Source organism: Streptomyces sp. cg36, assembly GCF_041080675.1.
Classification (GTDB): domain Bacteria; phylum Actinomycetota; class Actinomycetes; order Streptomycetales; family Streptomycetaceae; genus Streptomyces.
On the sequence record NZ_CP163520.1, the window covers coordinates 1,788,848 to 1,815,615 of the forward strand.

General features: G+C 72.2%; 22 protein-coding genes and 3 pseudogenes. 17 read left to right on the top strand and 8 right to left on the bottom strand.

All coding sequences use genetic code 11. From position 1 onward, the window contains the following. Window positions 1–6 precede the first annotated feature (6 nt). On the bottom strand, window positions 7–1,185 hold the full coding sequence (locus AB5J87_RS07975; RefSeq protein WP_369375492.1) for a YihY/virulence factor BrkB family protein: 1,179 nt from the start codon (window positions 1,183–1,185) through the stop codon (window positions 7–9). Window positions 1,186–1,202: 17 nt separating this feature from the next. On the opposite strand from AB5J87_RS07975, the gene AB5J87_RS07980 reads away from it, so the two are divergent. The 14 genes and pseudogenes from AB5J87_RS07980 (at window position 1,203) to AB5J87_RS08045 (ending at window position 14,670) form a co-directional block, all read left to right on the top strand. Next, the gene (locus AB5J87_RS07980) at window positions 1,203–2,849 is read left to right on the top strand and encodes an acyl-CoA dehydrogenase family protein (protein ID WP_369375494.1); all 1,647 of its coding nucleotides are present in this window, start codon (window positions 1,203–1,205) and stop codon (window positions 2,847–2,849) included. A gap of 299 nt (window positions 2,850–3,148) precedes the next feature. Beyond that, the gene (locus AB5J87_RS07985; RefSeq protein ID WP_369383431.1) at window positions 3,149–4,402 is read left to right on the top strand and encodes a GAF domain-containing protein; all 1,254 of its coding nucleotides are present in this window, start codon (window positions 3,149–3,151) and stop codon (window positions 4,400–4,402) included. 51 nt (window positions 4,403–4,453) lie between these two features. After that, window positions 4,454–5,017 carry a GNAT family N-acetyltransferase gene (locus AB5J87_RS07990; protein ID WP_369375496.1) on the top strand — a complete coding sequence of 188 codons (564 nt, stop codon included), beginning with the start codon at window positions 4,454–4,456 and terminating at the stop codon, window positions 5,015–5,017. A gap of 171 nt (window positions 5,018–5,188) precedes the next feature. Further along, window positions 5,189–5,272 carry a putative leader peptide gene (locus AB5J87_RS07995; protein WP_310591794.1) on the top strand — a complete coding sequence of 28 codons (84 nt, stop codon included), beginning with the start codon at window positions 5,189–5,191 and terminating at the stop codon, window positions 5,270–5,272. Between the two features lie 114 nt (window positions 5,273–5,386). Further along, the gene (locus AB5J87_RS08000) at window positions 5,387–7,084 is read left to right on the top strand and encodes a nitrite/sulfite reductase (protein WP_369375498.1); all 1,698 of its coding nucleotides are present in this window, start codon (window positions 5,387–5,389) and stop codon (window positions 7,082–7,084) included. Next, the gene (locus tag AB5J87_RS08005) at window positions 7,081–7,260 is read left to right on the top strand and encodes a hypothetical protein (protein WP_369375500.1); all 180 of its coding nucleotides are present in this window, start codon (window positions 7,081–7,083) and stop codon (window positions 7,258–7,260) included. The genes AB5J87_RS08000 and AB5J87_RS08005 overlap by 4 nt, the downstream gene beginning before the upstream one ends. Beyond that, the gene (locus tag AB5J87_RS08010) at window positions 7,257–7,964 is read left to right on the top strand and encodes a phosphoadenylyl-sulfate reductase (RefSeq protein ID WP_369375502.1); all 708 of its coding nucleotides are present in this window, start codon (window positions 7,257–7,259) and stop codon (window positions 7,962–7,964) included. Before AB5J87_RS08005 ends, AB5J87_RS08010 begins: the two co-directional genes overlap by 4 nt. Further along, window positions 7,946–8,533, top strand: coding sequence for an adenylyl-sulfate kinase (gene cysC / locus AB5J87_RS08015; protein ID WP_369375504.1), 588 nt, complete (start codon window positions 7,946–7,948; stop codon window positions 8,531–8,533). The genes AB5J87_RS08010 and cysC overlap by 19 nt, the downstream gene beginning before the upstream one ends. Further along, window positions 8,530–9,464: pseudogene (gene cysD, locus AB5J87_RS08020) on the top strand (sulfate adenylyltransferase subunit CysD). The gene cysC and the pseudogene cysD overlap by 4 nt, the downstream one beginning before the upstream one ends. A 1-nt stretch (window position 9,465) precedes the next feature. Then, a pseudogene (locus AB5J87_RS08025) lies at window positions 9,466–10,807 on the top strand (sulfate adenylyltransferase subunit 1). 240 nt (window positions 10,808–11,047) lie between these two features. Then, a pseudogene (locus tag AB5J87_RS08030) lies at window positions 11,048–12,161 on the top strand (aliphatic sulfonate ABC transporter substrate-binding protein). A gap of 36 nt (window positions 12,162–12,197) precedes the next feature. Beyond that, window positions 12,198–12,986, top strand: a complete 789-nt coding sequence (locus AB5J87_RS08035) for an ABC transporter ATP-binding protein (protein ID WP_369375506.1) — start codon at window positions 12,198–12,200, stop codon at window positions 12,984–12,986. Then, a complete protein-coding gene (locus tag AB5J87_RS08040) occupies window positions 12,973–13,920 on the top strand; it encodes an ABC transporter permease (protein ID WP_369375508.1) in 948 nt (315 codons plus the stop codon). Before AB5J87_RS08035 ends, AB5J87_RS08040 begins: the two co-directional genes overlap by 14 nt. 6 nt (window positions 13,921–13,926) lie before the next feature. Continuing rightward, window positions 13,927–14,670, top strand: a complete 744-nt coding sequence (locus tag AB5J87_RS08045) for a sirohydrochlorin chelatase (RefSeq protein ID WP_369375510.1) — start codon at window positions 13,927–13,929, stop codon at window positions 14,668–14,670. Here AB5J87_RS08045 and AB5J87_RS08050 read toward each other — a convergent pair. Next, window positions 14,660–15,643, bottom strand: coding sequence for a DUF5937 family protein (locus tag AB5J87_RS08050; protein ID WP_369375512.1), 984 nt, complete (start codon window positions 15,641–15,643; stop codon window positions 14,660–14,662). The genes AB5J87_RS08045 and AB5J87_RS08050 overlap by 11 nt on opposite strands. 90 nt (window positions 15,644–15,733) lie before the next feature. Here AB5J87_RS08050 and AB5J87_RS08055 point away from each other — a divergent pair, with 90 nt between their 5' ends. Continuing rightward, window positions 15,734–17,023, top strand: coding sequence for an MFS transporter (locus AB5J87_RS08055; RefSeq protein WP_369375514.1), 1,290 nt, complete (start codon window positions 15,734–15,736; stop codon window positions 17,021–17,023). A gap of 71 nt (window positions 17,024–17,094) precedes the next feature. Here AB5J87_RS08055 and AB5J87_RS08060 read toward each other — a convergent pair whose 3' ends face one another. The 3 genes from AB5J87_RS08060 to AB5J87_RS08070 form a co-directional block, all read right to left on the bottom strand. Next, entirely contained in the window at window positions 17,095–17,721 is a 627-nt protein-coding gene (locus tag AB5J87_RS08060; RefSeq protein ID WP_369375516.1) for a DsbA family protein, read from the bottom strand. 163 nt (window positions 17,722–17,884) lie between these two features. Continuing rightward, window positions 17,885–18,433: a DUF1697 domain-containing protein gene (locus AB5J87_RS08065; protein ID WP_369375518.1), complete on the bottom strand. Its 549-nt coding sequence runs from the start codon at window positions 18,431–18,433 to the stop codon at window positions 17,885–17,887. A gap of 76 nt (window positions 18,434–18,509) precedes the next feature. Next, on the bottom strand, window positions 18,510–19,715 hold the full coding sequence (locus tag AB5J87_RS08070) for a S8 family serine peptidase (RefSeq protein WP_369375520.1): 1,206 nt from the start codon (window positions 19,713–19,715) through the stop codon (window positions 18,510–18,512). A gap of 412 nt (window positions 19,716–20,127) precedes the next feature. Here AB5J87_RS08070 and AB5J87_RS08075 point away from each other — a divergent pair, with 412 nt between their 5' ends. Beyond that, entirely contained in the window at window positions 20,128–22,398 is a 2,271-nt protein-coding gene (locus AB5J87_RS08075; RefSeq protein WP_369375522.1) for an MMPL family transporter, read from the top strand. A 103-nt stretch (window positions 22,399–22,501) separates the two neighbouring features. Here the strand turns inward: AB5J87_RS08075 and AB5J87_RS08080 are convergent, their stop codons facing one another. From AB5J87_RS08080 to AB5J87_RS08090, 3 genes are read right to left on the bottom strand one after another with little or no spacing between them, the layout of a single operon-like run. Then, complete coding sequence (locus AB5J87_RS08080) at window positions 22,502–23,812, bottom strand: ABC transporter substrate-binding protein (protein ID WP_369375524.1); 1,311 nt, start codon at window positions 23,810–23,812, stop codon at window positions 22,502–22,504. Then, window positions 23,812–24,651 (bottom strand): carbohydrate ABC transporter permease, encoded by an 840-nt coding sequence (locus AB5J87_RS08085; RefSeq protein WP_369375526.1) that lies wholly within the window; start codon window positions 24,649–24,651, stop codon window positions 23,812–23,814. The genes AB5J87_RS08080 and AB5J87_RS08085 overlap by 1 nt, the downstream gene beginning before the upstream one ends. Further along, window positions 24,648–25,613, bottom strand: a complete 966-nt coding sequence (locus tag AB5J87_RS08090; protein WP_369375528.1) for a carbohydrate ABC transporter permease — start codon at window positions 25,611–25,613, stop codon at window positions 24,648–24,650. The genes AB5J87_RS08085 and AB5J87_RS08090 overlap by 4 nt, the downstream gene beginning before the upstream one ends. 145 nt (window positions 25,614–25,758) lie before the next feature. Between AB5J87_RS08090 and AB5J87_RS08095 the strand changes: the two genes are divergently transcribed. After that, complete coding sequence (locus tag AB5J87_RS08095; protein ID WP_369375530.1) at window positions 25,759–26,670, top strand: phosphotransferase enzyme family protein; 912 nt, start codon at window positions 25,759–25,761, stop codon at window positions 26,668–26,670. The last annotated feature ends 98 nt before the right edge of the window (window positions 26,671–26,768 follow it).

The following is a 26,768-nucleotide window of genomic DNA, read 5'->3' on the forward strand; positions in this document are numbered from 1 at the left end:
GGCGCTTCAGTGCCGGTCGCGGCCGTGCTGGTGGTCGCGGGTGCCGTGCAGGCGGGACTTCACGTCGTCCGGCGGGAGGAAGCGGGACCACCGCTCGGGGTACTCCGAGGGCATCCCCGTGTCGGCGGGGTCCGGGTCGTCGTCCGGGTCCTCGGCGTAGTAGGCCGCGCGGACCTGGGCGGCGCGGGCGACGATCTCGGCGGCCTGGGCCGTCCTGACCCGCTCGTTGGCGGCGCGGGCGGCGGCCGTGGCGACCGACGGCCACACCCGGTCGATCGCCGCGTTGACGGCCGCGCCCACCAGGACCGCGAAGGCCGAGACGCCGATCCACAGCAGCACGGCGACGGGCGCGGCAAGGGAGCCGTAGATGGTGGGGCCCTCGACGGTGTTGGTGAGGTAGATCCGCAGCAGGAACGAGCCGAGCACCCACATCGCCAGCGCCACCAGCGCGCCCGGCACGTCCTCGATCCAGGGCGAGCGCACCGGCACCGAGACGTGGAAGAGCGTGGTCAGAAATGCCACCGAAAGGAGGATCATCACCGGCCAGTACAGAACGCTGATCAGATCCGTCCCCCACGGGATCAGCTGGACCACCCGGTCCGGGCCGACCACCGCGAGCGGCAGCACCACCGCCCCGATGAGCAGGGCCACGATGTAGAGCAGCAGCGACAGCATCCGGGTGCGCACGATGCCGCGATGGCCGTCGAGGCCGTACATCACCGTGATGGTGTCGATGAAGACGTTGACCGCCCGGGAGCCCGACCAGAGGGCGAAGGCGAAGCCGAGGGAGACGATTTCCGGCCGTTTGCCCTTGGTGACGTCCGCGAGCAGCGGCTCGGCGAAGTCGTGGACGCCCCGGTCGGAGAGGACCGACTGGGCGGCCCGGAGGATGTTCTCGTTGATGCTGTCGACGGTGTGCGTGTTGGTCCAGCCGTCGACGTAGCCGAGCAGCGCGATCAGGCTGAGCAGCAGCGGAGGCAGCGAGAGCAGGGTGAAGAACGCCGCCTCGGCCGCGAGCCCGAGGATCCGGTACTCGATGCACGAGTTGACGGTGTCCTTCAGGAGCAGCCAGGACATCTTCCGCTTCGAGACGTTGCGGTAGAGGACTCGGGCCCGGTGGAGTCGGCTCGGGGCCCGGTGGAGTCGGCCCTTCGGCCGCTCGGGTGTTTCATTTGCTGGCTGCACCTCCTTACCGTATCGGCATGGCAGCCACCACCCACACAGTGACCAACCAGGCTCCTCCCCTGGTGGGATACGACGTCTTCGCGTCCGACCGCGCCCTCGTCGAGGGGGTGGAACGGCATCTGGCACCGGAGCTCGTCGAGGGCGCCCGACAGGAGATCGGCGCGCTGGGGCGCACGGCCGGTTCCGCCCAGGCGCAGGAGTGGGGGGTGCTGGCCAACGAGAACCCCCCGAAGCTGCGCACCCACGACCGCTACGGCAACCGGATCGACGAGGTCGACTTCCATCCGAGCTGGCACCGGCTGCTCGGGCACGCGGTCGGCGCGGGCCTCACCGACGCCTGGGGGCGGCCGGGCGGCCATGTGCGGCGCGCCGCCGGATTCCTGGTGTGGACCCAGGCCGAGGCGGGCCACGGCTGCCCGCTGTCGATGACGCACGCCGCCGTGCCCGCGCTGCGGACCGACCCGGCGCTGGCCGCCGAGTGGGAGCCTGGGCTCACCTCCCATGTCTACGAGGAGGGGCTGCGCCCGGCCGCCGGCAAGGCCGGGGTCCTCTTCGGGATGGGCATGACGGAGAAGCAGGGCGGCAGCGACGTCCGGGCCAACACCACCGGGGCCAGGCCGCTCGGTGACGGCGGGGAGTACCTGCTGACCGGGCACAAGTGGTTCTGCTCGGCCCCGATGTGCGACGGGTTCCTGGTGCTGGCGCAGGCCCCGGGCGGGCTGACCTGCTTCCTGGTGCCCCGGGTGCTGGCGGACGGCACCCGGAACGTGTTCCGCATCCAGCGCCTCAAGGACAAGCTGGGCAACAGGTCGAACGCGTCCAGCGAGGTCGAGTTCGACGAGACGTGGGCGCGCCGGGTCGGGGACGAGGGGCGCGGGGTGCGCACCATCATCGAGATGGTGGCGGCGACCCGGCTCGACTGCGTGGTCGGCTCGGCGGCGCTGATGCGCCAGGGCGTGGCGCAGGCGGTCCACCACTCCGCGTACCGCAGCGCGTTCGGCGGGGTGCTGATCGAGAAGCCGCTGATGCGGAACGTCCTGGCGGACCTGGCGCTGGAGTCGGAGGCGGCGACGACGCTGGCGCTGCGGCTGGCGGCGGCGCAGGACGCCGTCCAGAGCACCGGCTCCGAGGCGGAGCGGGCGCTGCTGCGGCTCGCGGTCCCGGCGGCGAAGTACTGGGTGACCAAGCGCTGTACGCCGGTCGTCGCGGAGGCCCTGGAGTGCCTGGGCGGCAACGGCTACGTCGAGGAGTCCGGGCTGCCGAGGCTGCTGCGCGAGTCGCCGCTCAACTCCATCTGGGAGGGCTCGGGCAACGTCCAGGCGCTGGACGTACTGCGGGCGCTCCAGCGCGAGCCGGGGGCGCTGGACGCGTTCCTCCAGGAGGTGGGCCGGGCGCGCGGCGCCGACCACCGGCTCGACGGGGCCATCAAGGACCTGCTGACGGAGCTGGCCGACCTGGAGGGCATCGAGGCGCGGGCCAGGCGGCTGGTGGAGCGGATGACCCTGGTGCTCCAGGGCTCGCTGCTGGTGCGCTGGGCGCCGCCCGAGGTGGCCGACGCCTTCTGCGCCTCGCGGCTGGGCGGCGACTGGGGCGCGGCCTTCGGGACGCTGCCGCACACGCTCGACCTGGGCTCGGTCGTCGAGCGGGCCCGCGCCCAGGTCTGACCCGGGAACGTCCGTCGGGGGTGGTGCTGCGCCGACACGGCACCACCCCCGCACTCTCATGCGCCCTCGCGGGCCATGACGACCGGACGACCGGTGTTCCACCACCTTCGTACATACGCGCGGCCGTTCGCGAGAGTTGCAAAGGGTTGCAACCATGTGCGGCATATCGCCGCGCCTGACCGCCCCGGCGGGCACGATGAAGGCGTGGCACCCCGTTCAACTCCCCCTCGGGACGACGGTGTCGACAGGAGGACCCCGTGCAGGACACCACCGCCCTCGATCCGGCGCGGCTGGCCGCGATGGACATACGGGAGGCCACCCGGCTGCTGAAGGGCATGCGGGCCGCCGCGCTCGCGGGGGTGCGCCCCCGGGTCGCCCCCCGCGCCGAGATCGACGCCTCCTGGCGCCGGGTGCTGGACCACGGCGTCGACCCGGACGGCCGCAACCACGCCGGGCTGCTGCCGCTGGCGGAGGTGGAGCGGCGCCGCCGGTCCTCGCCGCTGCGGGAGGTGCTGCCGGTGCTGCGCGAGGCGCTGGTGTCGGTGGCCGACGCGGCGCAGCACATCATGGTCGTCGGCGACGCCGACGGCAGGCTGCTGTGGCGCGAGGGCCACGCCTCGGTCCTGAAGCAGGCCGACGCGCTGGGGTTCGACGTCGGGGCCGACTGGAGCGAGCGGGTGGTCGGCACCAACGGCGTCGGCACCCCGCTGATCACCCACCGCCCGATCCAGGTGTACTCGGCGGAGCACTTCGCCTCCACCCACCACACCTGGACCTGCGCGGGCGCGCCGGTGACCGACCCGCGCGACGGCCGGCTGATCGGCGTGGTGGACATCAGCGGCCCGCTCTCCACGATGCACCCGGCGACGCTGTCGTTCGTCACCTCCGTCGCGCGGCTGGCCGAGGCCGAGCTGCGCACCCGCCACCTCGCCGCCCTGGAGCGGCTGCGCACGGCGGCGGCGCCCGTGCTGTGCCGGGTCGGCGGGCGCGCGCTGGCCGTGGACGCCAACGGATGGGCGGCGGGGGTCACCGGGATGCCTCCGGTGGGCCGGCTGCCGCTGCCCAAATCGTTCCGGGCGGGCCGGATGTGGCTGCCCTCGCTCGGCATGTGCGCGGTCGAGCCGCTGCCCGGCGGCTGGCTGGTGCAGGTGGCCGGGGACGACGGCGTGGAGACGGCCGCCGTCCCCACCCGGGTGGTGCTGGACCTGAGCCGCCCGCGCCGCTGGTCGGTGACGGTGGCCGGGGACGCGGGCAGCTGGGCCCACGAGCTGAGCCCGCGCCACGCCGAGCTGCTGTACGTCCTGGCCCTGCACCGGGCCGGGCGCTCGGCCGCCGAGCTCGCGCACGACATCTTCGAGGACCCGACGCGCACGGTGACCGTCCGGGCCGAGATGTCCCGGCTGCGGCGCAGGCTGGCGGAGGTCCTCGCCCACCGGCCGTACCGGTTCGCGGAGGGGGTGGAGGTCGAGGTGATCGGGCCCGACCGGGCGGTGGACCTGCTGCCGCACTCCACGGCCCCGGCGGTGCTCGGCGCCCGTCGGCACCCGCACTGACCTGCGGACCGGGCTTGGGTTCCGGGGCCGCGCCGTGATTCTGTGGCCCGCATGAGCCTCGCCGAAGTCACCACCTGGTCCCTGGAGCAGACGTCCCCGGCCGATCTGCGCCCCGCCGCCGAGCCCGCGCGGAGCGTCCGTGTCGTCCGCTCCGAGGTGCCCTCCCCCGAGTTCAGCCGCTTCCTCTATACGGCGGTGGGCGGTGACATCCACTGGCTGGACCGGCTGCCGTGGCCGTACGCGCGCTGGCGGGAGTTCCTGGACCGGCCGGGCGTGGAGACCTGGGTGGCGTACGAGAACGGCACCCCGGCGGGGTACATCGAGCTGGAGGCGCAGGCCGACGGGGCGGTGGAGATCGTCTACTTCGGGCTGATCCCGGCGTTCCGGGGCCGCCGCATCGGCGGCCACCTCCTGTCGTACGGCATCGCCCGCGCCTGGGACCTGGCCGACCGCTGGCCGGGCCGGGACACGACGCGGCGGGTGTGGGTGCACACCTGCTCGCTGGACGGGGAGCACGCGATGGAGAACTATCTGCGGCGCGGGTTCAAACTGTTCGACACGAAGGTGGCGGAGCAGGCCGAGGCCGAGACGCCGGGGCCCTGGCCGGGGGCCTGAGAGCCTGCCCCGGACCCCCGCCGTGCGCCCGGAGGGCGGGCGCGGCGGGGGTCGCCCGTCCAGTGGACGGGCAGAGTGATCCACACCACATCGTCCCAGCATTCGGGACAATGTTGTCCACATTTTGGATAGTGGTGGACTGGCCCGAGACGCGCGTGACACGCTTTCGCCATGTCCGGAACTGGAATTGCCTTGGTGAGTCGACGACACGTCGACCTGGGCCGTATGTCCAGCGCCATCTGTCCGGCCCGCTGAGAGACCCCAGCACCGCCGCCCCAGCATGCTCCACAGTTCTTGCGCACCGCTGCGCCCGCAGCGAGAGTGTGCAGGTCAGAGCCGCCCTCCTGCAGTCCCGAAGGACGTATCCCCATGGCCGCCACCCCAGACACGCCCTCCTCCGCCGCACCCCGCCGCAAGCCGGGACGCCACCGTGGCGAAGGACAGTGGGCCGTCGGTCACTTCACCCCGCTCAACGGGAACGAGCAGTTCAAGAAGGACGACGACGGTCTCAATGTGCGGACACGTATTGAGACGATCTACTCCAAGCGCGGATTCGACTCCATCGACCCCAACGACCTGCGCGGACGCATGCGCTGGTGGGGCCTGTACACCCAGCGCAAGCCCGGGATCGACGGCGGCAAGACCGCGATCCTGGAGCCCGAGGAGCTGGACGACAAGTACTTCATGCTGCGCGTCCGCATCGACGGCGGCCGGCTGACCACCCAGCAGCTGCGGGTGATCGGTGAGATCTCGCAGGAGTTCGCGCGCGGCAGCGCGGACATCACCGACCGGCAGAACATCCAGCTCCACTGGATCCGCATCGAGGACGTGCCGGAGATCTGGAACCGCCTGGAGGCGGTCGGCCTCTCCACCACCGAGGCGTGCGGCGACTGCCCGCGCGTGGTCATCGGCTCGCCGGTGGCCGGGATCGCCGAGGACGAGATCGTCGACGGCACCTGGGCGATCGACGAGATCCAGCGGCGCTACATCGGCAGCAAGGAGTTCTCCAACCTGCCGCGCAAGTTCAAGTCCGCGATCTCCGGCTCGCCGCTGCTCGACGTGGTGCACGAGATCAACGACATCGCCTTCGTGGGCGTGGAACACCCCGAGCACGGCCCCGGCTTCGACCTGTGGGTCGGCGGCGGACTGTCCACCAACCCCAAGCTCGGCGTGCGCCTCGGCGCCTGGGTCCCGCTCGCGGAGGTCCCGGACGTCTGGGCCGGTGTGATCGGCATCTTCCGCGACTACGGCTACCGGCGGCTGCGCAACCGCGCCCGGCTGAAGTTCCTGGTCGCCGACTGGGGTCCGGAGAAGTTCCGCCGGATCCTGGAGGACGAGTACCTGAAGCGCGCGCTCCTCGACGGGCCCGCGCCCGCCGAGCCCGCCCAGCGCTGGCGCGACCACATCGGGGTGCACCGGCAGCGCGACGGCCGCTTCTACGTGGGCTTCGCTCCGCGCGTCGGCCGCGTCGACGGCACGACCCTCACCAAGATCGCCGAGGTCGCGGAGGCCCACGGCTCGGGCCGGCTGCGCACCACGGTCGAGCAGAAGATGATCGTCCTGGACGTCGAGGAGGCGCAGGTCGAGGCGCTCGTCGAGGCGCTGGAGGCGCTGGACCTGACGGCGAAGCCGTCGCCGTTCCGGCGCGGCACCATGGCCTGCACCGGCATCGAGTACTGCAAGCTGGCGATCGTCGAGACCAAGGCGCGCGGCGCCGCGCTCATCGACGAACTGGAGCGCCGCATCCCGGACTTCGACGAGCCGATCACCATCAACCTGAACGGCTGCCCGAACGCCTGCGCCCGCATCCAGGTCGCGGACATCGGTCTCAAGGGCCAGCTGGTCCTCGACGACGACGGCGAGCAGGTCGAGGGCTACCAGGTGCACCTGGGCGGCGCGCTCGGCCTCGACCCCGCCTTCGGCCGCAAGGTGCGCGGCCTCAAGGTCACCTCGGCCGAACTGCCCGACTACATCGAGCGGGTCCTCAAGCGGTTCGAGGCCGAGCGCCGGAGCGGCGAGCGGTTCGCCACCTGGGCGGCGCGCGCCGACGAGGAGGCCCTGTCGTGAGCGAGCGAGCGGCGCCCTTCTACTGCCCCTACTGCGGGGAAGAGGACCTCCGGCCCTCCGAGGAGGGCCACGGGGCCTGGGAATGCGTGGGCTGCAACCGCGCGTTCCGGCTCTCGTTCCTCGGACTGCTGGCCCGTGGGCCGCGGTCCGCCCACGCACGGGAGGAGACCTCATGACGACCCTTCAGGCGCACTCGGCCGACGAGCTCAGGGCACTGGCCGAGACGGCCGGGCGCGAGCTCGAAGAGGCCGAACCACTGGACATACTCCGCTGGGCGGCCGACACCTTCGGCAAGCGGTTCTGCGTGACCTCCTCGATGGAGGACGCGGTGGTCGCCCACCTCGCCTCGCGCGCGCTGCCCGGCGTGGACGTGGTGTTCCTGGACACCGGCTACCACTTCCCCGAGACCATCGGCACCCGGGACGCGGTGGCTGCGGTGATGGACGTCAACGTCATCACCCTCACCCCGCGCCAGAGCGTGGCCGAGCAGGACGCCGAGTACGGCCCCCGGCTGCACGACCGCGACCCGGACCTGTGCTGCGCGCTGCGCAAGGTCGCGCCGCTGCGCGAGGGCCTGGCCCAGTACGACGCGTGGGCGACCGGCCTGCGCCGCGACGAGTCCCCGACCCGGGCGAACACCCCGGTGGTCGGCTGGGACGAGAAGCGGCGCAAGGTCAAGGTGTCCCCGATCGCCCGCTGGACGCAGACGGACGTGGACGCGTACGTCGCGGAGCACGGCGTGATCACCAATCTGCTGCTCATGGACGGCTATCCGTCCATCGGCTGCGCGCCCTGTACCCGCCGTGTCGCCGAGGGCGAGGACGCGCGGGCCGGGCGCTGGGCCGGGCGCAACAAGACCGAATGCGGGCTGCACAGCTGATGACCAACACCCAGGAGAACCAAGTGAGCGGGGCCACCGCTGGTGCCACTGTGTGGCTGACCGGGCTGCCGAGTGCGGGTAAGACGACGATTGCGTGTGAGTTGGCGGGTCGGTTGCGGGGTGGGGGGCGTCGTGTGGAGGTGCTTGATGGGGATGAGGTGCGTGAGTTTTTGTCGGCGGGGCTGGGGTTCAGCCGTGAGGACCGGTTTGTGAATGTGCAGCGGATCGGTTTTGTGGCGGAGTTGCTGGCTTCGCATGGGGTGCTGGTGCTGGTGCCGGTGATCGCGCCGTTCGCGGACAGCCGGGAGGCGGTGCGCGCGCGGCATCGGGAGGCGGGGACGGCGTTTGTGGAGGTGCATGTCGCGACTCCGGTGGAGGTGTGTGCGGTACGTGATGTGAAGGGGTTGTATGCGCGGCAGGCGGCGGGGGAGCTCGCCGGTCTGACGGGGGTGGATGACCCGTATGAGGTGCCCCTGGCGCCGGATCTGCGGATCGAGTCGCATCTGCAGAGTGTGGGGGAGTCCGCTGCCGCGGTGCATGGCGTGCTGAGTGAGAGGGGTCTGGCATGACGGGGGCTGTGCGGGCGGGGGGTGCGGACAGTCCGTACGCGCTCACCCATCTGGATGCGCTGGAGTCGGAGGCGGTGCACATCGTGCGTGAGGTGGCGGGTGAGTTCGAGCGGCCGGTGATCCTGTTCTCCGGTGGCAAGGACTCGATCGTGATGCTGCATCTGGCGTTGAAGGCGTTCGCGCCGGCCGCGGTGCCCTTCACGCTGCTGCACGTGGACACCGGCCACAACTTCCCCGAGGTCCTGGCCTACCGCGACCGGGTGGTGGCCGGGCACGGGCTGCGGCTTCATGTCGCCTCGGTGCAGGACTACATCGACCGGGGCGAGCTGAGGGAGCGGGCGGACGGGACGCGTAATCCGCTGCAGACGCTGCCGCTGACGGACGCGATCCGGGCGCACCGCTTCGATGCGGTGTTCGGCGGCGGGCGCCGTGATGAGGAGAAGGCACGGGCGAAGGAGCGGGTGTTCTCGCTGCGGGACGAGTTCTCGCAGTGGGATCCGCGCCGCCAGCGCCCCGAGCTGTGGCAGCTCTACAACGGTACGGCGACGCGCCGGGCGAGCATGTGCGGGTCTTCCCGCTGTCGAACTGGACCGAGCTGGATGTGTGGCAGTACATCGCCCGTGAGGGCATCGCGCTGCCGGACATCTACTTCGCGCACGAGCGGGAGGTGTTCGAGCGGGGCGGGATGTGGCTGACGGCGGGCGGCTGGGGCGGCCCCGCGAGCGGTGAGAGGGTGCAGCGGCGGCGGGTGCGTTACCGCACGGTGGGCGACATGTCGTGCACGGGCGCCGTCGACTCGGACGCGGCCACCCTGGACGCCGTGATCGCCGAGATCGCCGCCTCCCGCCTGACCGAGCGGGGCGCGACCCGCGCCGACGACAAGATGTCCGAGGCCGCGATGGAAGACCGCAAGCGCGAAGGGTACTTCTGACATGACCACCACCACGAACCAGCCGCTGGCCGGCCTGGCCGCCACCACCCTGCTGCGCTTCGCCACCGCCGGCTCCGTCGACGACGGCAAGTCCACCCTGGTGGGCCGGCTCCTGCACGACTCGAAGTCGGTCCTGGCCGACCAGCTGGAGGCCGTCGAGGCCGCCTCCGCCCGCCGCGGCCAGGACACCCCCGACCTCGCCCTGCTCACCGACGGGCTGCGCGCGGAGCGCGAGCAGGGCATCACCATCGATGTCGCCTACCGCTACTTCGCCACCACGCGGCGCCGTTTCATCCTGGCCGACACCCCCGGACACGTGCAGTACACCCGCAACATGGTGACCGGCGCCTCCACCGCCGACCTCGCCCTGGTCCTGGTGGACGCCCGCAACGGGGTGGTCGAGCAGACCCGCCGCCACGCCGCCGTCGCCGCCCTGCTGCGGGTGCCGCACGTGGTCCTGGCGGTCAACAAGATGGACCTGGTACTACCAGGAGAAGGTCTTCGCGGCGATCGCCGCCGAGTTCACCGCCTACGCCGCCGGACTGGGCATCCCCGACATCACCGCCATCCCCCTCTCCGCCCTGGAGGGCGACAACGTGGTCGAGCCCTCCGCCCACATGGACTGGTACGGCGGCCCCACCGTCCTGGAACACCTGGAAACCGTCCCCGTCAGCCACGACCTCACCACCTGCCACGCCCGCCTGCCCGTCCAGTACGTCATCCGCCCCCAGACCGCCCAGCACCCCGACTACCGCGGCTACGCCGGGCAGATCGCCGCGGGCACCTTCCGCACCGGCGAGAAGGTCACCGTGCTGCCCTCCGGCCGCACCACCACCATCAAAGCCATCGACCTGCTGGGCGAGCCGGTGGACGTGGCCTGGACCCCCCAGTCGGTGACCCTCCTGCTGGAGGACGACCTCGACATCTCCCGCGGCGACCTCATCGTGCCCAGCGGCGACGCACCCGCCACCACCCAGGACGTCGAGGCCACCGTCTGCCACGTCGCCGACCAGCCCCTCACCGTCGGCCACCGCGTCCTGCTCAAACACGGCACCCGCACCGTCAAAGCCGTCGTCAAGGACATCCCCTCCCGCCTCACCCTCGACGACCTCTCCCTGCACCCCCACCCCGGCCACCTCGCCGCCAACGACATCGGCCGCGTCAAAATCCGCACCGCCCACCCCCTCCCCCTCGACACCTACGCCGACTCCCGCCGCACCGGCGCCTTCATCCTCATCGACCCCACCGACGGCACCACACTCACCGCGGGTATGGTCGGCGAATCGTTCGCCGCCCCCGAACCCGTGCGGGCCGAGGGCGACTCCGACGGGTGGGACTTCTGACCATGGCCTCCTACGACTTCTACTCCACGTTCGCCAAGGAGGGCGGCCGTGTCGGCAGCGGCGCCCTCGGCAGCGGGCAGGGCGGGGTGGGCCGATGTGCGTGATGACGTACGCGCACCGCCCGCGCGCCCAGCGGCTCCACCCGCACCACCGCTCCAGCCGAAGACCTGCCGACTTCCCGGCCAGCTGACCCGTCCCCAGGGGCAGTTGACCGCCGGGCCAACGAGAGGAACCCCTCCCGTGCCTGCCAACCGCCCCGCTCTGCGTACCGCGCTCGCCGCCGCCACCGCGCTCCCCCTTGTCCTGCTCGCCGCATGCAGTTACGGCTCGGAGAAGGACAAGCCGGACGACGCCCAGAAGGCCGGCGCCGCCGCCCCGGACGCCAAGAAGCTGTCCGCCGACACCGTGAAGATCGGCTACTTCCCCAACCTCACCCACGCCACCGCCCTGGTCGGCATCCAACAGGGCCTCATCCAGAAGGAACTCGGCGGCACCAAGGTCCAGACCGCCACCTTCAACGCCGGCCCCTCCGAAATCGAGGCACTCAACGCCGGCGCCATCGACATCGGCTGGATCGGCCCCTCCCCCTCCATCAACGGCTACACCAAGTCCAAGGGCCACAACCTCCGCATCATCCGGCTCCGCCTCCGGCGGCGTCAAACTCGTCGTCAACCCCGACAGGATCAAGTCCCTCGACGACGTCAAGGGCAAGAAGATCGCCACCCCCCAGCTCGGCAACACCCAGGACGTCGCCTTCCTCAACTGGACCGCCGAAAAAGGCTGGAAGGTCGACGCCCAGAGCGGCAAGGGCGACGTCTCCGTCGTCCGCACCGACAACAAGATCACCCCGGACGCCTACAAATCCGGCTCCATCGACGGCGCCTGGGTCCCCGAACCCACCGCCTCCAAACTCGTCTCCCAGGGCGCCAAGGTCCTCCTCGACGAATCCGACCTGTGGGCCGACCACGAATTCGTCATCACCAACGTGATCGTCTCCCAGAAGTTCCTCAAGGCCCACCCCGACGTCGTCGAAGCCGTCCTGCGCGGCTCCGTCAAAACCAACGACTGGATCAACACCCACCCCGACCAGGCCAAGGCATCCGCCAACACCGCCCTCAAGACCCTCAGCGGCAAAGCCCTGCCCGCCAACATCCTCGACCCGGCCTGGCAGTCCATCAAGACCACCGACGACCCCCTCGCCGCCACCCTCGGCCTCGAAGCCGACCACGCGGTCAAGGCCGGCCTCCTCAAAAAGCCCGACCTGGACGGCATCTACGACCTCCGCCCCCTCAACAAGGTCCTCAAAACCCTCGGCAAGCCCACGGTCAACGACGCCGGATACGGCACCAAGTAAGCCCGCACCAGCACCCGTTCCCAGGAGGTGACGACCATGGCCATCGCAGTCGCCGAGGCCGCGGACCGCACGACGGAGGAGTACGCCGCCCGCATCGGGCACGTGTCGAAGTCGTTCGCGAGCCCCGCCGGCCCCCAGCTCGTGCTCGACGACATCACCCTCGATGTCGCGCCGGGCGAGTTCGTCACGCTCCTGGGAGCGTCCGGGTGCGGCAAGTCGACGCTGCTGAACCTGGTGGCGGGGCTGGACCGGCCGACCGCCGGGACGATCGAGACGCCCGGCGGGCGGCCCGCCCTGATGTTCCAGGAGCACGCGCTGTTCCCGTGGCTGACCGCGGGCAAGAACATCGAACTCGCGCTGCGGCTGCGCGGCGTGCCGAAGAACGAGCGCCGCACCCGCGCCGAGGAGCTCCTCGAACTGGTCCGGCTGACCGGCGCGTACGGCAAGCGGGTGCACGAGCTGTCCGGCGGCATGCGCCAGCGCGTGGCGATGGCCCGGGCGATCGCCCAGGACAGCCAACTGCTCCTGATGGACGAGCCGTTCGCGGCGCTCGACGCCATCACCCGTGACGTACTGCACGACGAGCTGACGCGGATCTGGAGCGAGACGAACCTGTCGGTCCTGTTCGTCACGCACAACGTGCGCGAGGCGGTCCGGCTCGCCCAGCGCGTGGTGCTGCTGTCGTCCCGGCCCGGCCGGGTGGCGCACGAGTGGACCGTGGACATTCCGCAGCCGCGCCGCATCGAGGACTCCGCCGTCGCGGAGCTCTCCGTAGAGATCACCGAACAACTGCGTGGGGAGATCCGCCGACATGGCCAGCACTGAGACCGGCACGGTCGAGGACGCCCACGACGACCGGCACCGGGACGGGAACACCGCCGCCGGCAAGGGCGGTGACGGCCGCCACGACCTGGCGGGCCTGGAGGCGGGGCTCGACGCGCTGGACGCCGTCCAGTCCCACCGCACCCCCGTGCGCGAGGTGCTGGTCAAGAAGGTCCTGCCGCCGCTGACCGCCGTGGCGCTGGTCCTGGTGGTGTGGCAGGGGCTGGTGTGGGCGAAGGTCGCCGACGACACCAAGCTGCCCCCGCCGCCGTCGGTGTGGTCGGGCCTGAAGGAGCTGTGGCTCCAGGGCACCCTGCTCGACATCGTCTGGACCAGCGTCTCGCGCGGCATGCTCGGCTTCCTGCTGGCGCTCGCGATAGGCACCCCGCTGGGTCTGGTGGTGGCCCGGGTGAAGTTCATCCGCGCGGCGATCGGCCCGATCCTGTCCGGCCTGCAGTCGCTGCCGTCGGTGGCCTGGGTGCCGCCCGCGGTGATCTGGCTCGGGCTGAACAACTCGATGATGTACGCGGTGATCCTGCTCGGCGCGGTGCCCTCGATCGCCAACGGCCTGGTCTCCGGCGTCGACCAGATCCCGCCGCTGTATCTGCGCGCGGGCCGGACGCTCGGCGCGACGGGGCTCCGCGGCACCTGGCACGTCGTGATGCCGGCCGCCCTGCCGGGCTATCTGGCGGGCCTCAAGCAGGGCTGGGCGTTCTCGTGGCGTTCGCTGATGGCCGCCGAGATCATCGCGTCCTCGCCCGATCTCGGCCTGGGGCTCGGCCAGTTGCTGGAGAACGGCCGCAACAACTCCGACATGCCGGGCGTCTTCCTCGCCATCTTCCTCATCCTGATCGTCGGCATCGCCATCGATCTGCTGATCTTCAGCCCGCTGGAGCGCCATGTGCTGCGCAGCCGCGGTCTCCTCGTGAAGGGCTGAGCCGCCGTGTCCGGTCCCGTCCTCCTCGTCGTCGCCCACGGCAGCCGCGATCCGCGGCACGCGGAGACCGTGCACGCCCTGGTGCGGCGCGTGCGGTCGCTGGAGCCGGGGCTGCGGGTGGAGACCGGGTTCCTGGACTTCAACGCCCCGGCCGTGCCGGGGGTCCTGGAGCGCCTCGCCTTCGAGGGCGTACGGGACGTGGTGGCGCTGCCGCTGCTGCTCACCCGGGCCTTCCACGCCAAGGCGGACATCCCCGCCGTCCTCGCCCAGGCGCCGCCCCGGCTGCGCGTCCGCCGGGCCGCCGTGCTCGGCCCGTCGCCGCTGCTGCTGGCGGCGGTCGGACGGCGGCTGCGGGAGGCCGGGCTGACGGACGCCGACAGGAGCACGACCGGGCTCGTCCTGGCCTCGGCGGGCTCCACCGACCCGGAGGCGATCGCAGCGATCGCAGACATGGCGCGGGAGCTGCGGCACACCGGTTGGTGCGCCGTGCGGCCTGCGTTCGCCTCCGCCGCTCTGCCCCGTACCGAGGACGCGGTACGGGAGCTGCGCGCGTCCGGGGTGCGGCGGGTGGCCGTCGCCCCGTACGTCGTCGCCCCCGGCTTCCTGCCGGACCGGATCGCGCGCGGCGCCGCCGACGCCGATGTGCTGGCCGACGTCCTCGGCCCGTCCCCCGAGCTGGCCCGGCTGCTGCTCCAGCGGTACGGGCAGGCCCGCGCGGGGGCCGGCGGCCCGGCCGCGCTCAGCGCCTGAAGAGCTGCTCGGCCAGGCCGGTCCGCGCGTACTCGACGCCGCGTCCCCGCCGGGCCCGCGAGAGCAGGCCCGCGTCGTAGAGGACCGACAGGTGCTGGCTGACCGCGCCCGGCGTGACGCCCAGGCGGCGGGCCAGCTCGGTGGTGGTGGCGGGCTCGGCCAGCAGCGCGAGCAGCCGTGCCCGGGCGGCCCCGAGGAGCCGGACCAGGGCGCGGTCGGTGACCGGCGGCGCGGTCTCGCCGAGCGTGCCCCGGCCGTGCGCCGGGTAGTTGAGGACCGGCGGCAAGGTGGTGTCGACGCTGGTCATGGCGCCGCGCGCGAACGTGGTGGGCATCAGCAGCATGCCCCGGCCCGCCACCTGGACGTCGGCGGTGGGCCAGCGGTCGGCGGTGGGGTGGCGCAGCCGCAGCACCCCGGGCCGCCAGGTGAGCCGTTTGTCGAGGTCGGCGAAGAGCCCGGCGGCGCCGCGCTCGGCCAGCACCCGCGACTGGTGGGCGAGGTCGGCCTCCAGGACCGCGCGGGCGCGGGGCCACCAGTCGGGGGCCAGGCACTCCTGCCAGTACCGCTCGAAGGCGTCGGCGATGCGCTCCAGCAGGGCGGCCGGATCCGCGAGGCCCTGCTCCACGACCGGCGGCAGCGGCGCTCCCGGGCCGAAGGTGCGCCGGAAGTCGGGGGCGATCAACTCGACCGGTGTGGCCCGCAGTTGCGCCGACTGCTCGGCGAACGAGGGCCGCACCCGCCGGGGCCGCGGGGTGAGGAAGTCGGGGATGAAGCCGTGCGGGGCGACCAGGGCTTGGAAGAGCTCGGTGTCCTGGCTCTCGTAGAGCGGTCGCAGCCGCCGCAGCCAGGGCCGCTGATGGCCGAAGCGGGCGTCGTCCCACCAGGCCCACAGCGAGAACACCGTCTCCTGCAACGGTGAGTACGCGAACGACGTGCTGGCGAGATCGCCCACGCCGAACCTGAACTCGATCACCGACGGCCCCCGCTTCCCCCGTGCACCCCGCCTTTAGCCGCACACTAAATGATTGCCCATGGCGTGTACACAACGGGTTGAGTGGCGGGCATGACCGCCAGCACAAAGCCCCCCAGCACCAAGACACCCGCTCCCACCACGGTGAAGGCCGGTTTCGTCCCGGTCGAGCCGGTGCTTCGCCGCCTCTCCGTGATGACGCTCCTCAACTCCTTCGGCAACGGCCTCTTCTTCCCGCTCAGCGTCCTCTACTTCACCCGTGTGTGCGGGGTCGGCGTCACCCAGGTCGGTTTCGGGCTCACGATCGCCGGGCTGTTCGGGGTCGGGGCGGGCATCCCGGCCGGGCGCGCCTCCGACCGCTGGGGCAGCCGCCGGGTCCTGGCCGTGCTGTGGCTGGGCTGCGCCGGGGCGATGGCCGCGTACTCGTTCGTCGACGGCTACGCGGGCTTCCTCGTCGCGGCCGTCTGCTTCGCGGTGCTCAACCAGGGCGGCGCGGGCGTGAAGGGCGCGCTGTTCGCCGATGTGCTGCCCGCCGCGACCCGGGTGGAGGCGCGCGCGTACCTCCGGATGGTCACCAACGTGGCCATGGGCGCGGGCGGCGCGATCGGCGCGCTGGCGCTCCAGGCCGACACCCGGGGCGCCTATCTCGCCCTGATCCTCTTCAACGCGGCGACGTACGCGGTGGCCGCCGTGCTGGTGCGGGCCCTGCCGCTGAACGAGGCCGCCGCCGCGCGCGCCGCCGGGAGCCCCTCGGACACCCCCGCCGAGAGCCGCTGGCGCGCGGTGCGGGACCTGCCGTTCCTGGCGGTGACCGTGCTGAACGCGGTGATGGTCCTCCAGTTCAGCCTGCTGGAGGTCGGCATGCCGCTGTGGATCGTGGAGAACACCGACGCCCCGCGCTGGTCGGTGGCGCTGCTGATGATCGTCAACTGTGTGCTGGTGGCCCTGCTCCAGGTGCGCGCCACCCGGGGCGCCCGCGATCTGCCGGGCGCGGTACGGGCGATGGGCCGGGCCGGACTGCTGCTCGCGGCGGCGTGCGTGGTCTTCGCGCTGTCCGCCGGGCTCTCGCCGCTGTGGGCGGTGCTGGTGCTGGTGGCGGGCTCGGTGGTCCAGGTGTTCGCCGAGGTCCTGTCGTCGGCGGGCGGCTGGACGCTGGCCTACGAACTCGCCGACTCCCGCGCCCACGGCGTCTACCAGGGCGTCTTCGGTTCGGGTGCGGCGGTGGCCCTGATGGCGGGCCCGGCCCTGGTGACGGTGACGGCGGTGGGCCACGGCTTCGCGGGCTGGGCGGTGCTGGCCGGGCTGTTCGCGGCGGCCGGACTGGCGGTCGGCCCGGCGGTGCGCCGGGCCCAGCGGGACGGGGCCTGGCGGGGCGAGCACTGAGAGCCCGCCCCCGGCCCCAGGACCCTGCCGGTGTGGCCACCGGCCGGGGGCAGCCGGCCGGTGCGGGGCGGTCAGTCGAAGTTCAGGCCGCCCGTGCGGGTCCGCTTCAGCTCGAAGAAGTCGGGGTGCCCGGCGATCACGCGCACGCTGTCGAACAGGCGTGCGGCCTCCTCGCCGCGCGGAATGGAGCGCAGCACCGGGCCGAAGTAGACGGTCCCGTCCAGGTGCATCGTCGGGGTGCCGACGTAGCCGTCCGCCTCCGGGTCCTTGCCCGCGTCGTGGCTGCGGCGCACGGCCTCGTCGTACGCCGGGTCGTGCGCGGCCTTCGCGAGCTCGGCGGGCAGGCCGAGCTCGGCCAGCGACTCGGCGATGACCGCGTCGAAGTCGTCGTTCTTCTGCTGGTGTATGCGGGTGCCGTACGCGGTGTAGAGGTCGCGCAGCACCTCCTCGCCGTGGGCCTGCGCGGCGGCGACGGCCACCCGGACCGGCCGGATCGAGTTGTCGACCAGCGTCCGGTACCAGTCCGGCAGTTCGTTGCCGGTGTTGTGCAGGTACAGGCTCATCACCCGGAAGCGGAGCTCGATGTCGCGGTGGCGCTCGACCTCCAGCATCCAGCGCGAGGTGATCCAGGCGAAGGGGCAGGCGGGGTCGAAGTAGAAGTCGACAGTGGTGGGGCCGGTGGGCTCGGTGGTGTCCATAGGACGAAGGTAGCGGTGGATTGGCACCAGTGTGCGGGCCACTCGCGCATCGCTCGACTGGGCCACTTTCCGTTCGGCGGTACGGAGGCGCACGCCCGCCCCCGGACCCGCCCGCGCTCCTGGCCTCACCCGCCTCCCGGACGCGCGCCCCGCCCGGCTCCCGTCACGCTCCGACCAGCTCCACCAGGGCCTTGACCGTGTTCCAGTTGCGCGAGGTGGCGTCGACGCCCTTGAGGACGGCGGGCCGCGACAGCGCCTCGGCCAGTTTGGACCTGCCGAGCCCGTCCGGCGCGTACAGGTACAGGACCCGGTCGCCCAGCCGGAACTCCTCGGGCAGGAACCCCTCTGCCCCGATCCCGGCGAACCGCGCGGCCGTCACCGGCGCGGAGAAGAAGGTGGCGTGCAGCTGCTTGCCCTCCAGCTGGTCGGCCGGGAAGGGGCAGGCGTCGGCGACGGCCCGCAGATAGGCGCCGTCCCGCACCATGCAGGCCACGGAGAAGCCGAAGTGCGCCTCGATCGCCCGCTCCAGATCGGCCGCGAGCGCGTCCGGGTCGTCCGACTCACTGGCGAACACGGCGTTGCCGCTGTTGAGATGGGTCCGTACGGCGCCGTGGCCGAGGTCGGTGAGGAGCGTCCGCAACTCGGCCATCGGCACCTTCTTGGCGCCGCCCACATTGATCCCGCGCAGCAGAGCGGCGTACGTCGTCGTCATGCGCACACCCTAGGACGGCTCCCGTGCCTCGTGGGGGATGGCACGGGAGCCGCCGGTCACACCGGTGGGGGTGGGGCTACTCGACGATCTTCAGCAGCTTGTTCGGGGTGCCCGCGCCCGGGTTGGAGATCTTGTCGGCGGTGGCTCCGCCGGTGAGCGCGTCCGAGACCTGGGCCGGGGTGGCGTCCTTGTGGCCCGCGAGGTAGACGGCCGCGGCGCCGACGACGTGCGGGGTCGCCATGGAGGTGCCCGAGATCGTCTTGGTGGCGCTGTCGTCCGTGTTCCAGTCGGAGGTGATGTCCGAGCCGGGGGCGTAGAGGTCCACCACCGAGCCGTAGTTGGAGAAGTCGGACTGCTGGTCGTCCTTGGTCGAGGAGGCCACGGTGATCGCCTCCTTCACCCGGGACGGCGAGCCCTGACCGGCGTCGGTGGACTCGTTGCCCGCCGCCACGCCGAAGGTGACGCCGGAGGCGATCGCCTTCTGCACGGCCGCGTCGAGCGCCGGGTCGGCCCCGCCGCCGAGGCTCATGTTGGCCACCGAGGGGCCCTTGTGGTTCTTGGTCACCCAGTCGATGCCCGCGACGACCTGGTCGGTGCTGCCGGAGCCCTGGTTGTCGAGCACCCGCACGGCCACGATCTTGGCCTTCTTGGCGACGCCGTGCGCGGTTCCGGCGATGGTGCCCGCCACGTGCGTGCCGTGGCCGTTGCCGTCGTCGGCGCTGTTGTCGTTGTCCACCGCGTCGAAGCCGTAGGAGGCCCGGCCGCCGAAGTCCTTGTGGCTGATGCGCACACCGGTGTCGATGACGTACGCGGTGACGCCCTCGCCCGCGCTGTCCGGGTAGGTGTACTTGCCGTCACCGGCGGTGTCGGCCTGGTCGATGCGGTCCAGCCCCCACGACGGCGGGTTGGCCTGGCTGGCCTCGATGTGGAACTTCTTGTTCTGCACGACCTTGCCGACGGCCGGGTCCGCGGCCAGGTGCTTGGCCTCCGACTCCGAGAGCCCGCTGGCCGAGAAGCCGTTGACGGCCGAGCTGTAGTCGCGCTGGAGCGTGCCGCCGTACTCGTCGGCGAGCTTGCGCTTGGCGTCCGCGGACGCCTTCTCGTCCATGAGGACGATGTAGCTGCCGTCGATGGCTCCCTTGGCGTCCAGCCCGTAGACCGTGCCCTCGGCCGGCGCGGCGCCGGCGAGCGAGGACGTCATGACGGTGACTCCGGCCGCGGCCGCGACAGCGGTTATCGCGGCGGTGAGCTTAAGGCGGCTTTTGCGCTTGTGAGTTGCCATGAAGAGGGGTCTCCTCGTCGGTTTTTGTGGGGGGTTGAGCGACCGGACGCAAAGCTTCCGGGGCTGGTCCAAGACCCTTGCTGATTGACGGGCGCAGATCAAGGGCTCCACGCAGCTGTGACTTATGCAACAAGGTTGTCTAATAAAAATCCGGCCACGCCTGGTCAACCGGGCTTCTGTGCAGGCTTGGTGGATGCGCCGTAACGACCCGAGGGCGCGGCTTCCCGATCAATCGGCTTTACGTGTAAGGGGCTTGAATCCAACTTGTAGGGGATGCCCCCACATCGCAGGGAGTAGATACCGGAGCCCCGGTTCACCGGCGAGCACGAGGAGACGGCTTGATCCAGCCCCTAGCGTCGTACTCGGGATGGCGGCGCCGGGCCGCCACCGCTTTCCAGGGGAGCCGCTCGTCATGGTCAATGGGGTCGCAAGGGTGCGCGGTGTCGCCGCGCGGGCCGGCGGGTGGAGCGCCCGGCACCGCTGGGCGGCGGTGGTGATCTGGGTCCTGTTCGTCGTCCTGGCCATGGGCATCGGCTCGGCGGCCGGCCGCATCGACGTCAAGGACGGCGCCCTGCCCGGCGAGGTCGGCCGGGCCCAGCAGATCATCGACGACGCCGGACTCAAGGAGCCCGCGGGCGAGACCGTCTTCGTCCAGGCCACCGACGGCTCGACCAAGGCGACCGACCCGGCCTTCCGGTCCGCGGTGAACGATGTGATCAAGGCGGTCGACGGCACCGGCGAGGTCACCAAGGTCACCTCGCCGTACACCGCCAAGACCCTTTCCCGGGACGGCCGCAGCGCGCTCATCCAGTTCGACGTGCGCGGCGACTCCGACACCGCGCCCGACCGGATCGCCCCGGTGCTCGACGCGGTGAAGAAGGTGCAGGCGGAGCACAAGGGGCTGCGGATCGAGGAGATCGGCAGCGCCAGCATGGGCAAGACCTTCAAGGACGCCTTCGGCGACGACTTCAAGAAGGCGGAGTACTCCGCGGTCCCCGTCGCCCTCGGCATCCTGCTGATCGCGTTCGGCGCCCTCGTCGCCGCCCTGCTGCCGGTGGCGCTCGCCCTCACCGCGATCATCGCGACCATGGGCCTGATGGCCATCGTCAGCCACGTCCAGGCGATGAGCGACACCGCCAACTCCGTGATGCTGCTGGTCGGTCTCGCCGTCGGCGTCGACTACTGCCTGTTCTACCTGCGCCGCGAACGCGAGGAGCGCGAGGCCGGGCGCGACGCCCAGACCGCCCTGCGCATCGCCGCCGCCACCAGCGGCCGGGCCATCATCGTCTCCGGCGTCACCGTCTGCGTGGCCATGGCGGGCATGCTCTTCACCGGGCTCGCCGAGTTCGAGGCGATGGGCCTGGCGTCCCTGATGGTCGTCGCGGTCGCCATGGTCGGCTCGGTGACCGTGCTGCCCGCGCTGCTCTCGCTGCTCGGCGAGCGCGTCGAGAAGGGGCGGCTGCCGTTCCTCAACCGCGTCAAGCGCGGCAAGCGCAACCGCGGCGGCGAGAGCCGCGTCTGGCGCGCCGTCCTCGGCGCCGTACTGCGCCGCCCCAAGGCCGCACTCGTGATCGCGGCGGGCGCGCTCATCGCGATAGCCCTGCCCGCCGTCGGCATGCACACCCAGAACCTCACGCTGGACCAGGAGTTCGGCGACTCACTGCCCATCGTCGGCACCTACGACCGCGTCAACCAGACCTTCCCCGGCGGCGCCAGCCCCGCCAACGTCGTCATCAAGGCGACCGACATCAACGCGCCGCAGGTGAAGCAGGCCATCACCGACTTCCGTACGCAGGCGATCAGCCGGGGCGCCTCGGACGGCCCGATCAAGGTCACTCTGCACAGCGCCGAGAACGTGGCGGTCGTCGACGTGCCGCTGATCGGCGGCTCCGACCAGAAGAAGGCGGAGAAGAGCCTCGACCTGCTGCGCGACCACATCCGGCCGGACACGCTGGGCAAGGTGAGCGGTCTCGACGCGCCGATCACCGGTCAGGTCGCCGGCTCCAAGGACTTCAACGCCCGGATCGTCGGCGCGGTGACCCCGGTCTTCGCCTTCGTGGTGGTCTTCGCCTTCCTGCTGATGCTGCTCTGCTTCCGCTCGCTGACCATCGCGATCACCGCGATCGTCCTCAACCTGCTCTCGGTGGGCGCCGCTTACGGCGTACTGACCGCCGTCTTCCAGCACGGCTGGGGCGCCTCGCTGGTGGGCGCCGCGGGCGTCGGCGCGATCGTCTCCTGGCTGCCGCTGTTCCTGTTCGTGATCCTGTTCGGCCTCTCGATGGACTACCACGTGTTCGTGGTCTCGCGGATCCGGGAGGCCCGCCTCCAGGGCCGCTCGACCCGCGACGCGATCCAGCACGGCGTGGTGACCACGGCCGGTGTCGTGACGAGCGCGGCGGTCATCATGGTCGCGGTGTTCGCCATCTTCGGAACGCTGTCGATGCAGTCCATGAAGCAGATGGGCGTGGGCCTGGCCACCGCCGTCCTGATCGACGCCACCGTCATCCGCGGCGTGCTGCTCCCGGCCGTGATGGCCCTGCTCGACGAGCGCAACTGGTACCTGCCGAAGTGGCTGCGCTGGCTCCCCGACATGACCCACGACGAGTCGGCCGCGGCCGTCGCGCACCCCACCGCCGCCCCGCACCACGGCGACGGCGACCGCGACCGGGCGCTCCACGTCTGACCGCCGTGCCACGGACCCGTCGGGGACGGGAGTAAGAGGCGGGGGCCCGGAGATCACTGATCTCCGGGCCCCCGCTGGTTCGCCCGCTCCCCCTTCCCGCCGCTCAGCGCTGGTACCGGACCAGCACCCGGTTCCCCTCCCCCACCAGCCGGTGGCGCAGCTCGTCCAGGCCGATCGCACCGCTGTAGTACTCCTGGTACGCGGGGGTCGCCACCTTGTCCTTCCACTCCGGGTACCCCCGCACGGACTGCGCGGGCGCCGGCCGCAGCTCCCGCGCCAGTGCGGCCCCGGTCGCCCAGCCGTACCGCGCGGTGCGCAGGGCCGGGTCCTTGAGCGCGCCCGTCCCGGTCGGCAGCATCCAGTCGCCCTCGGCGAGGCGGACCATGTTGGGCGGGCGCAGCAGGAAGGCGATGAACTCGGCCGCCTCCCTCTTGTGCGCGCTGTCCCGGGCGATCGACAGGGTCTGCGGGCTGACGCCCTGGTCGAGTCCCGCGCTCCCGGCCGGGGCGGGCAGCACGGTCCACTCGAACCCCTTGGGCGCCTGCTGGACGATCTGCTGCCGGTAGGAGAAGCCCAGCGGGACCATCGCGTACCGGCCGCCGAAGAATCCCGGGAGCGTGTCGGACCCGCCCATGCCCAGGGTGGTGCGCGCCGCGCTCCGGTCGGCGTTCACCTGGTCGTGGACGGTCTCCGGAACGACGGCGTCGCCCGCGTCGAACGCCAGCCGCACCGTGCCGTCCGCCCCTCGGTGGAACAGCTCTCCGCCCGCCGAGAGCCCCAGGTTGAGCGTGAGCGAGACCGGCTCCCGCAGCGGCCAGCCGATTCCGTACCTCCCCTTCGCCGTCAGCTTCTTGGTGACCTCCCGGAACTCCGGCCAGCTCCAGGGCCGTTCGGGCGTCGGTATCCGCACCCCCGACGCCTTGAGGAGCCGGGAGTTGGCGATCAGGACCCTCGGCTCCTGGAGGAACGGCACCCCGTACACCCCCGCGCCGAACGTCGCCGTCCGCCAGCTCCGCGCCGGGATGTCCGCCTTCAGCGCGGCGGGCAGCAGCGCGCGCAGATCGGCGAGATCGCCGCCGTGGGCGAAGTCGGCGAGGTCGTCGGTGGCGTCATGGATGACATCGGGCGCCTCGCCGCCCTCGAAGGCGGTGAGCAGCTGGTCGTGGACGGTGTCCCAACTGCCCTGTACGTACTGGACCCGCACTGCGGGATGGGTTCTGTTCCACTCCTTCACCAGCTCCTTGGTGGCCGCCACGGACTCCTTCTGCCAGGCCAGCGACTGGAATCTGAGCGTGACGATCCCATCAGCCGCCGAGCCGCCGCCCGAGCAGCCCGACAGGAGGGCGAGCAGCAGCGCCCACACCGCCACCGCCGCGGCCGGTCTCGGGGCGGGGGCCGACCGGCGCCCGCCCATCAGCTCTTCACCGCCCCGGCGAGCATCCCGCCGGTGATCCGCCGCTGGATGACGGCGAACACGGCGAGCGAGGGCAGGGTGGCGAGGAAGGCGGCTGCCGCCAGCGGGCCGAGGTCGGCGGCCCCCTCCGCGCCGAGGAAGTGCGTGAGGACGACCGGCAGGGTCTGTTTCTGCGGTGTCTTCAGCAGAACGAGCGCGAAGAAGAATTCGTTCCACGCGGTGATGAAGGCGAAGAGCCAGGTGGCCACCAGCCCGGGGGCGAGCAGCGGCGCGGTCACCGACACCAGGGTGCGCAGCCGCCCGGCCCCGTCGACGGCCGCGGCCTCCTCCAGCTCGCGGGGCACCGCCCGGACGTACCCGATCAGCATCCACAGCGCGAAGGGCAGCGCCCACACCACGTACACCAGCACCAGTCCCGCCAGCGAGTCGATCAGATGGAGGTCCTTGAGGACCAGGAACAGCGGGATGACGACGAGCACGAACGGGAACGCTTGGCTGACGACCACCCAGCCGGTCGCCGCCGTCGCCAGCCGCCCCTTGCGCCGCGCGATCGCATAGGCCAGAGGGGTGGCGACGAGCACCGCGATCAGGGCCGCCGAGACCGCGGCGAGCAGGCTGTTGAGCCCGGCCCGCAGCAGCGGCTGCTCGTCGAACGCCTGCCGGAAGTTGTCGAGGGTGGGGTGCCTGGGGAGCCAGGTCGGATGGAGCGAGCCCAGTTCGCGCGCCGGTTTGAAGGCGGTGGAGACCAGCCACAGGAACGGGAACGCCAGGAAGACCAGATAGCCGAGCAGCGCCAGATACTGCCCGGCGCGGCCGACCGGGCCGGTACGGGACCTCATCCGTCCTCACCCCCGCGCAGCCGGGCCACCAGGTGGAACGCCAGGAACACCGAGACCACCGCGACCATCACGCACCCCATCGCCGCCGCGTAGCCGAACTGGCCGTAGCGGAACGCCTCTTCGTACGCGAACAGCATGGGCAGCCGGGTCCGCCCGCCCGGCCCTCCGTTGGTCAGCACGTAGACCAGGGCGAACGCGTTGAAGTTCCAGATGAAGTTGAGCGCGGTGATCGCGAGCGCGACGGGTCTGAGCGCGGGCCAGGTCACCGCGCGGAACCGGCGCCAGGCCCCGGCCCCGTCCATCGCGGCGGCCTCGTGGAGTTCGTGCGGGGTGTTCTGGAGGCCGGCGAGCAGCGCCACCGTCGTCTGCGGCAGGCCCGCCCAGACCCCGACGACGATCACGGCGGGCAGGGCGCTGCCCAGTCCGGTCAGCCAGTCCCGGCCGTCCCCGAGCCCGACGTCCCGGATCGTCTCGTTGAGCATGCCCGCGTCCGGGTGGTAGACGAGCCGCCACATGATGCCGACGACCACCTCGGGCATCGCCCACGGCACGATCGCGAGCGCCCGGGCCAGCCAGCGCAGCCGCAGGTCCTGGTTGAGCAGCAGCGCGAGGCCGAGGGCGAGCAGGAACTGGGGCACGGTCACCCCGACCGCCCAGAGCAGGCCGATCCGGAACGACTCCCAGAAGAGGGTGTCGTGCAGCAGGTCCCGGAAGTTGAGCAGCCCGGTCCACCGGGTGGGCGCGGTGCGGCCCGCCTGGGAGTCGGTGAAGGCCAGGGCGATGCCGTAGAGCAGCGGTCCGACGCTCAGCAGGAGGATCGGGATCAGCGCGGGCAGGACCAGGAGCCAGGCGCCGCGGTCCGCGGGCGGACCGGCCCGGCCGCCGGTCACGCCGTCGGGCCGCCCGCCGGAGCCGCCTCCGAACCGCCTGCCCGACCGCGCCCTCGCGGTCGTCAATGTCATTTTCAACCCCTTTGCCAGGATTGCCGAATGACCCCCGTCATCGTGCTGACGGTCCGTCCGTTCGTCAAGACGACCTGCCCCTCACCAAGACGACCTGCGAAAATGCGAGACTTGACCGGCACGCGACGATCACCGGGAGCGAACAGTGGACGAGGCACGGGCGCGCGAGGTACTGACCTCGGCGGGGTACGCCGAAGGGACCGGCGCCGGGGCGCGGACCGCGGCCGGGGCCCCGGGCACCGCCCGCGCCGAGCTGCTCGCCCTCGGCGAGAACGCCGTCTTCGCCGTCGGCGATCTGGTGGTCAAGGTCGGCCGTGACGCCACCGAGCACCCCGAGCTCCTGACCCGCGCCGAACGCGAGGTGGCCATCGCCGGGTGGCTGGCCGGGGCCGGTGTCCCGGCGGTGCGGGCGGCCGTGCCCGCGCCCCGGCTGGTGGACGGCCACCCGGTGACGGTCTGGCACCGGCTGCCCGAAAGCGTCCGCCCCGCCGGTCCCGGCGACCTCGCCGAGGTGCTGCGGCTCGTCCACGCCCTGCCCGCCCCGCCGTTCGCGCTGGCGCCGCGCGAGCTGCTGGGCGGGGTGGAGCGCTGGCTGCGGCTGGCCGGGGACGCGATCGACCCCGCCGACGCCGCCTTCCTGCGCGCCCGCCGGGACGGCTTCGCCGAGGCCGCCGCCGCGCTCACCCCGCATCTGCCGCCGGGCCCGATCCACGGCGACGCGCTGCCGCGCAACGTCCACGTCGGGCCCGAGGGGCCGGTCCTGGTCGACCTGGAGACCTTCTCCGCCGACTTCCGGGAGCACGACCTCGTGGTCATGGCCCTCTCCCGGGACCGCTACGGGCTGCCCGCCGAGCAGTACGACACGTTCACCGACGCGTACGGATGGGACGTGCGGGAGTGGGACGGGTGCGCGGTGCTGCGCGGCGCCCGGGAGACGGCCAGCTGTGCCTGGGTCGCCCAGCACGCACCGGCCAACCCGAAGGCGCTCGACGAGTTCCGCCGCCGGGTGGCCTCGCTGCGGGACGGGGATCCCGAGGTCCGCTGGTACCCCTTCTGACCGCGTGGCCCGCGGCTGCCGGGACCCCGGCCGGTGGCCGCGCCGACCACGCCCGCCCCGCCATGCGCTTCCCGGCGGCGCCCGGCCGACCGGCGCCC

Bases quoted from the DNA above. Each gene is read 5' to 3' on its own strand.
- cysC (WP_369375504.1), top strand. From the start codon at position 7,946: ATGCGGGCTGCACAGCTGATGACCAACACCCAGGAGAACCAAGTGAGC.
- AB5J87_RS08035 (WP_369375506.1), top strand. From the start codon at position 12,198: ATGGCCATCGCAGTCGCCGAGGCCGCGGACCGCACGACGGAGGAGTAC.
- AB5J87_RS08010 (WP_369375502.1), top strand. From the start codon at position 7,257: ATGACGACCCTTCAGGCGCACTCGGCCGACGAGCTCAGGGCACTGGCC.
- AB5J87_RS07990 (WP_369375496.1), top strand. From the start codon at position 4,454: ATGAGCCTCGCCGAAGTCACCACCTGGTCCCTGGAGCAGACGTCCCCG.
- AB5J87_RS07985 (WP_369383431.1), top strand. From the start codon at position 3,149: ATGGACATACGGGAGGCCACCCGGCTGCTGAAGGGCATGCGGGCCGCC.
- AB5J87_RS08080 (WP_369375524.1), bottom strand. From the start codon at position 23,812: ATGGGCGGGCGCCGGTCGGCCCCCGCCCCGAGACCGGCCGCGGCGGTG.
- AB5J87_RS08085 (WP_369375526.1), bottom strand. From the start codon at position 24,651: ATGAGGTCCCGTACCGGCCCGGTCGGCCGCGCCGGGCAGTATCTGGCG.
- AB5J87_RS08065 (WP_369375518.1), bottom strand. From the start codon at position 18,433: ATGACGACGACGTACGCCGCTCTGCTGCGCGGGATCAATGTGGGCGGC.
- AB5J87_RS08090 (WP_369375528.1), bottom strand. From the start codon at position 25,613: ATGACATTGACGACCGCGAGGGCGCGGTCGGGCAGGCGGTTCGGAGGC.
- AB5J87_RS08070 (WP_369375520.1), bottom strand. From the start codon at position 19,715: ATGGCAACTCACAAGCGCAAAAGCCGCCTTAAGCTCACCGCCGCGATA.
- AB5J87_RS08055 (WP_369375514.1), top strand. From the start codon at position 15,734: ATGACCGCCAGCACAAAGCCCCCCAGCACCAAGACACCCGCTCCCACC.
- AB5J87_RS08075 (WP_369375522.1), top strand. From the start codon at position 20,128: ATGGTCAATGGGGTCGCAAGGGTGCGCGGTGTCGCCGCGCGGGCCGGC.
- AB5J87_RS07995 (WP_310591794.1), top strand. From the start codon at position 5,189: ATGTCCGGAACTGGAATTGCCTTGGTGAGTCGACGACACGTCGACCTG.
- AB5J87_RS08040 (WP_369375508.1), top strand. From the start codon at position 12,973: ATGGCCAGCACTGAGACCGGCACGGTCGAGGACGCCCACGACGACCGG.
- AB5J87_RS08060 (WP_369375516.1), bottom strand. From the start codon at position 17,721: ATGGACACCACCGAGCCCACCGGCCCCACCACTGTCGACTTCTACTTC.
- AB5J87_RS07980 (WP_369375494.1), top strand. From the start codon at position 1,203: ATGGCAGCCACCACCCACACAGTGACCAACCAGGCTCCTCCCCTGGTG.
- AB5J87_RS08000 (WP_369375498.1), top strand. From the start codon at position 5,387: ATGGCCGCCACCCCAGACACGCCCTCCTCCGCCGCACCCCGCCGCAAG.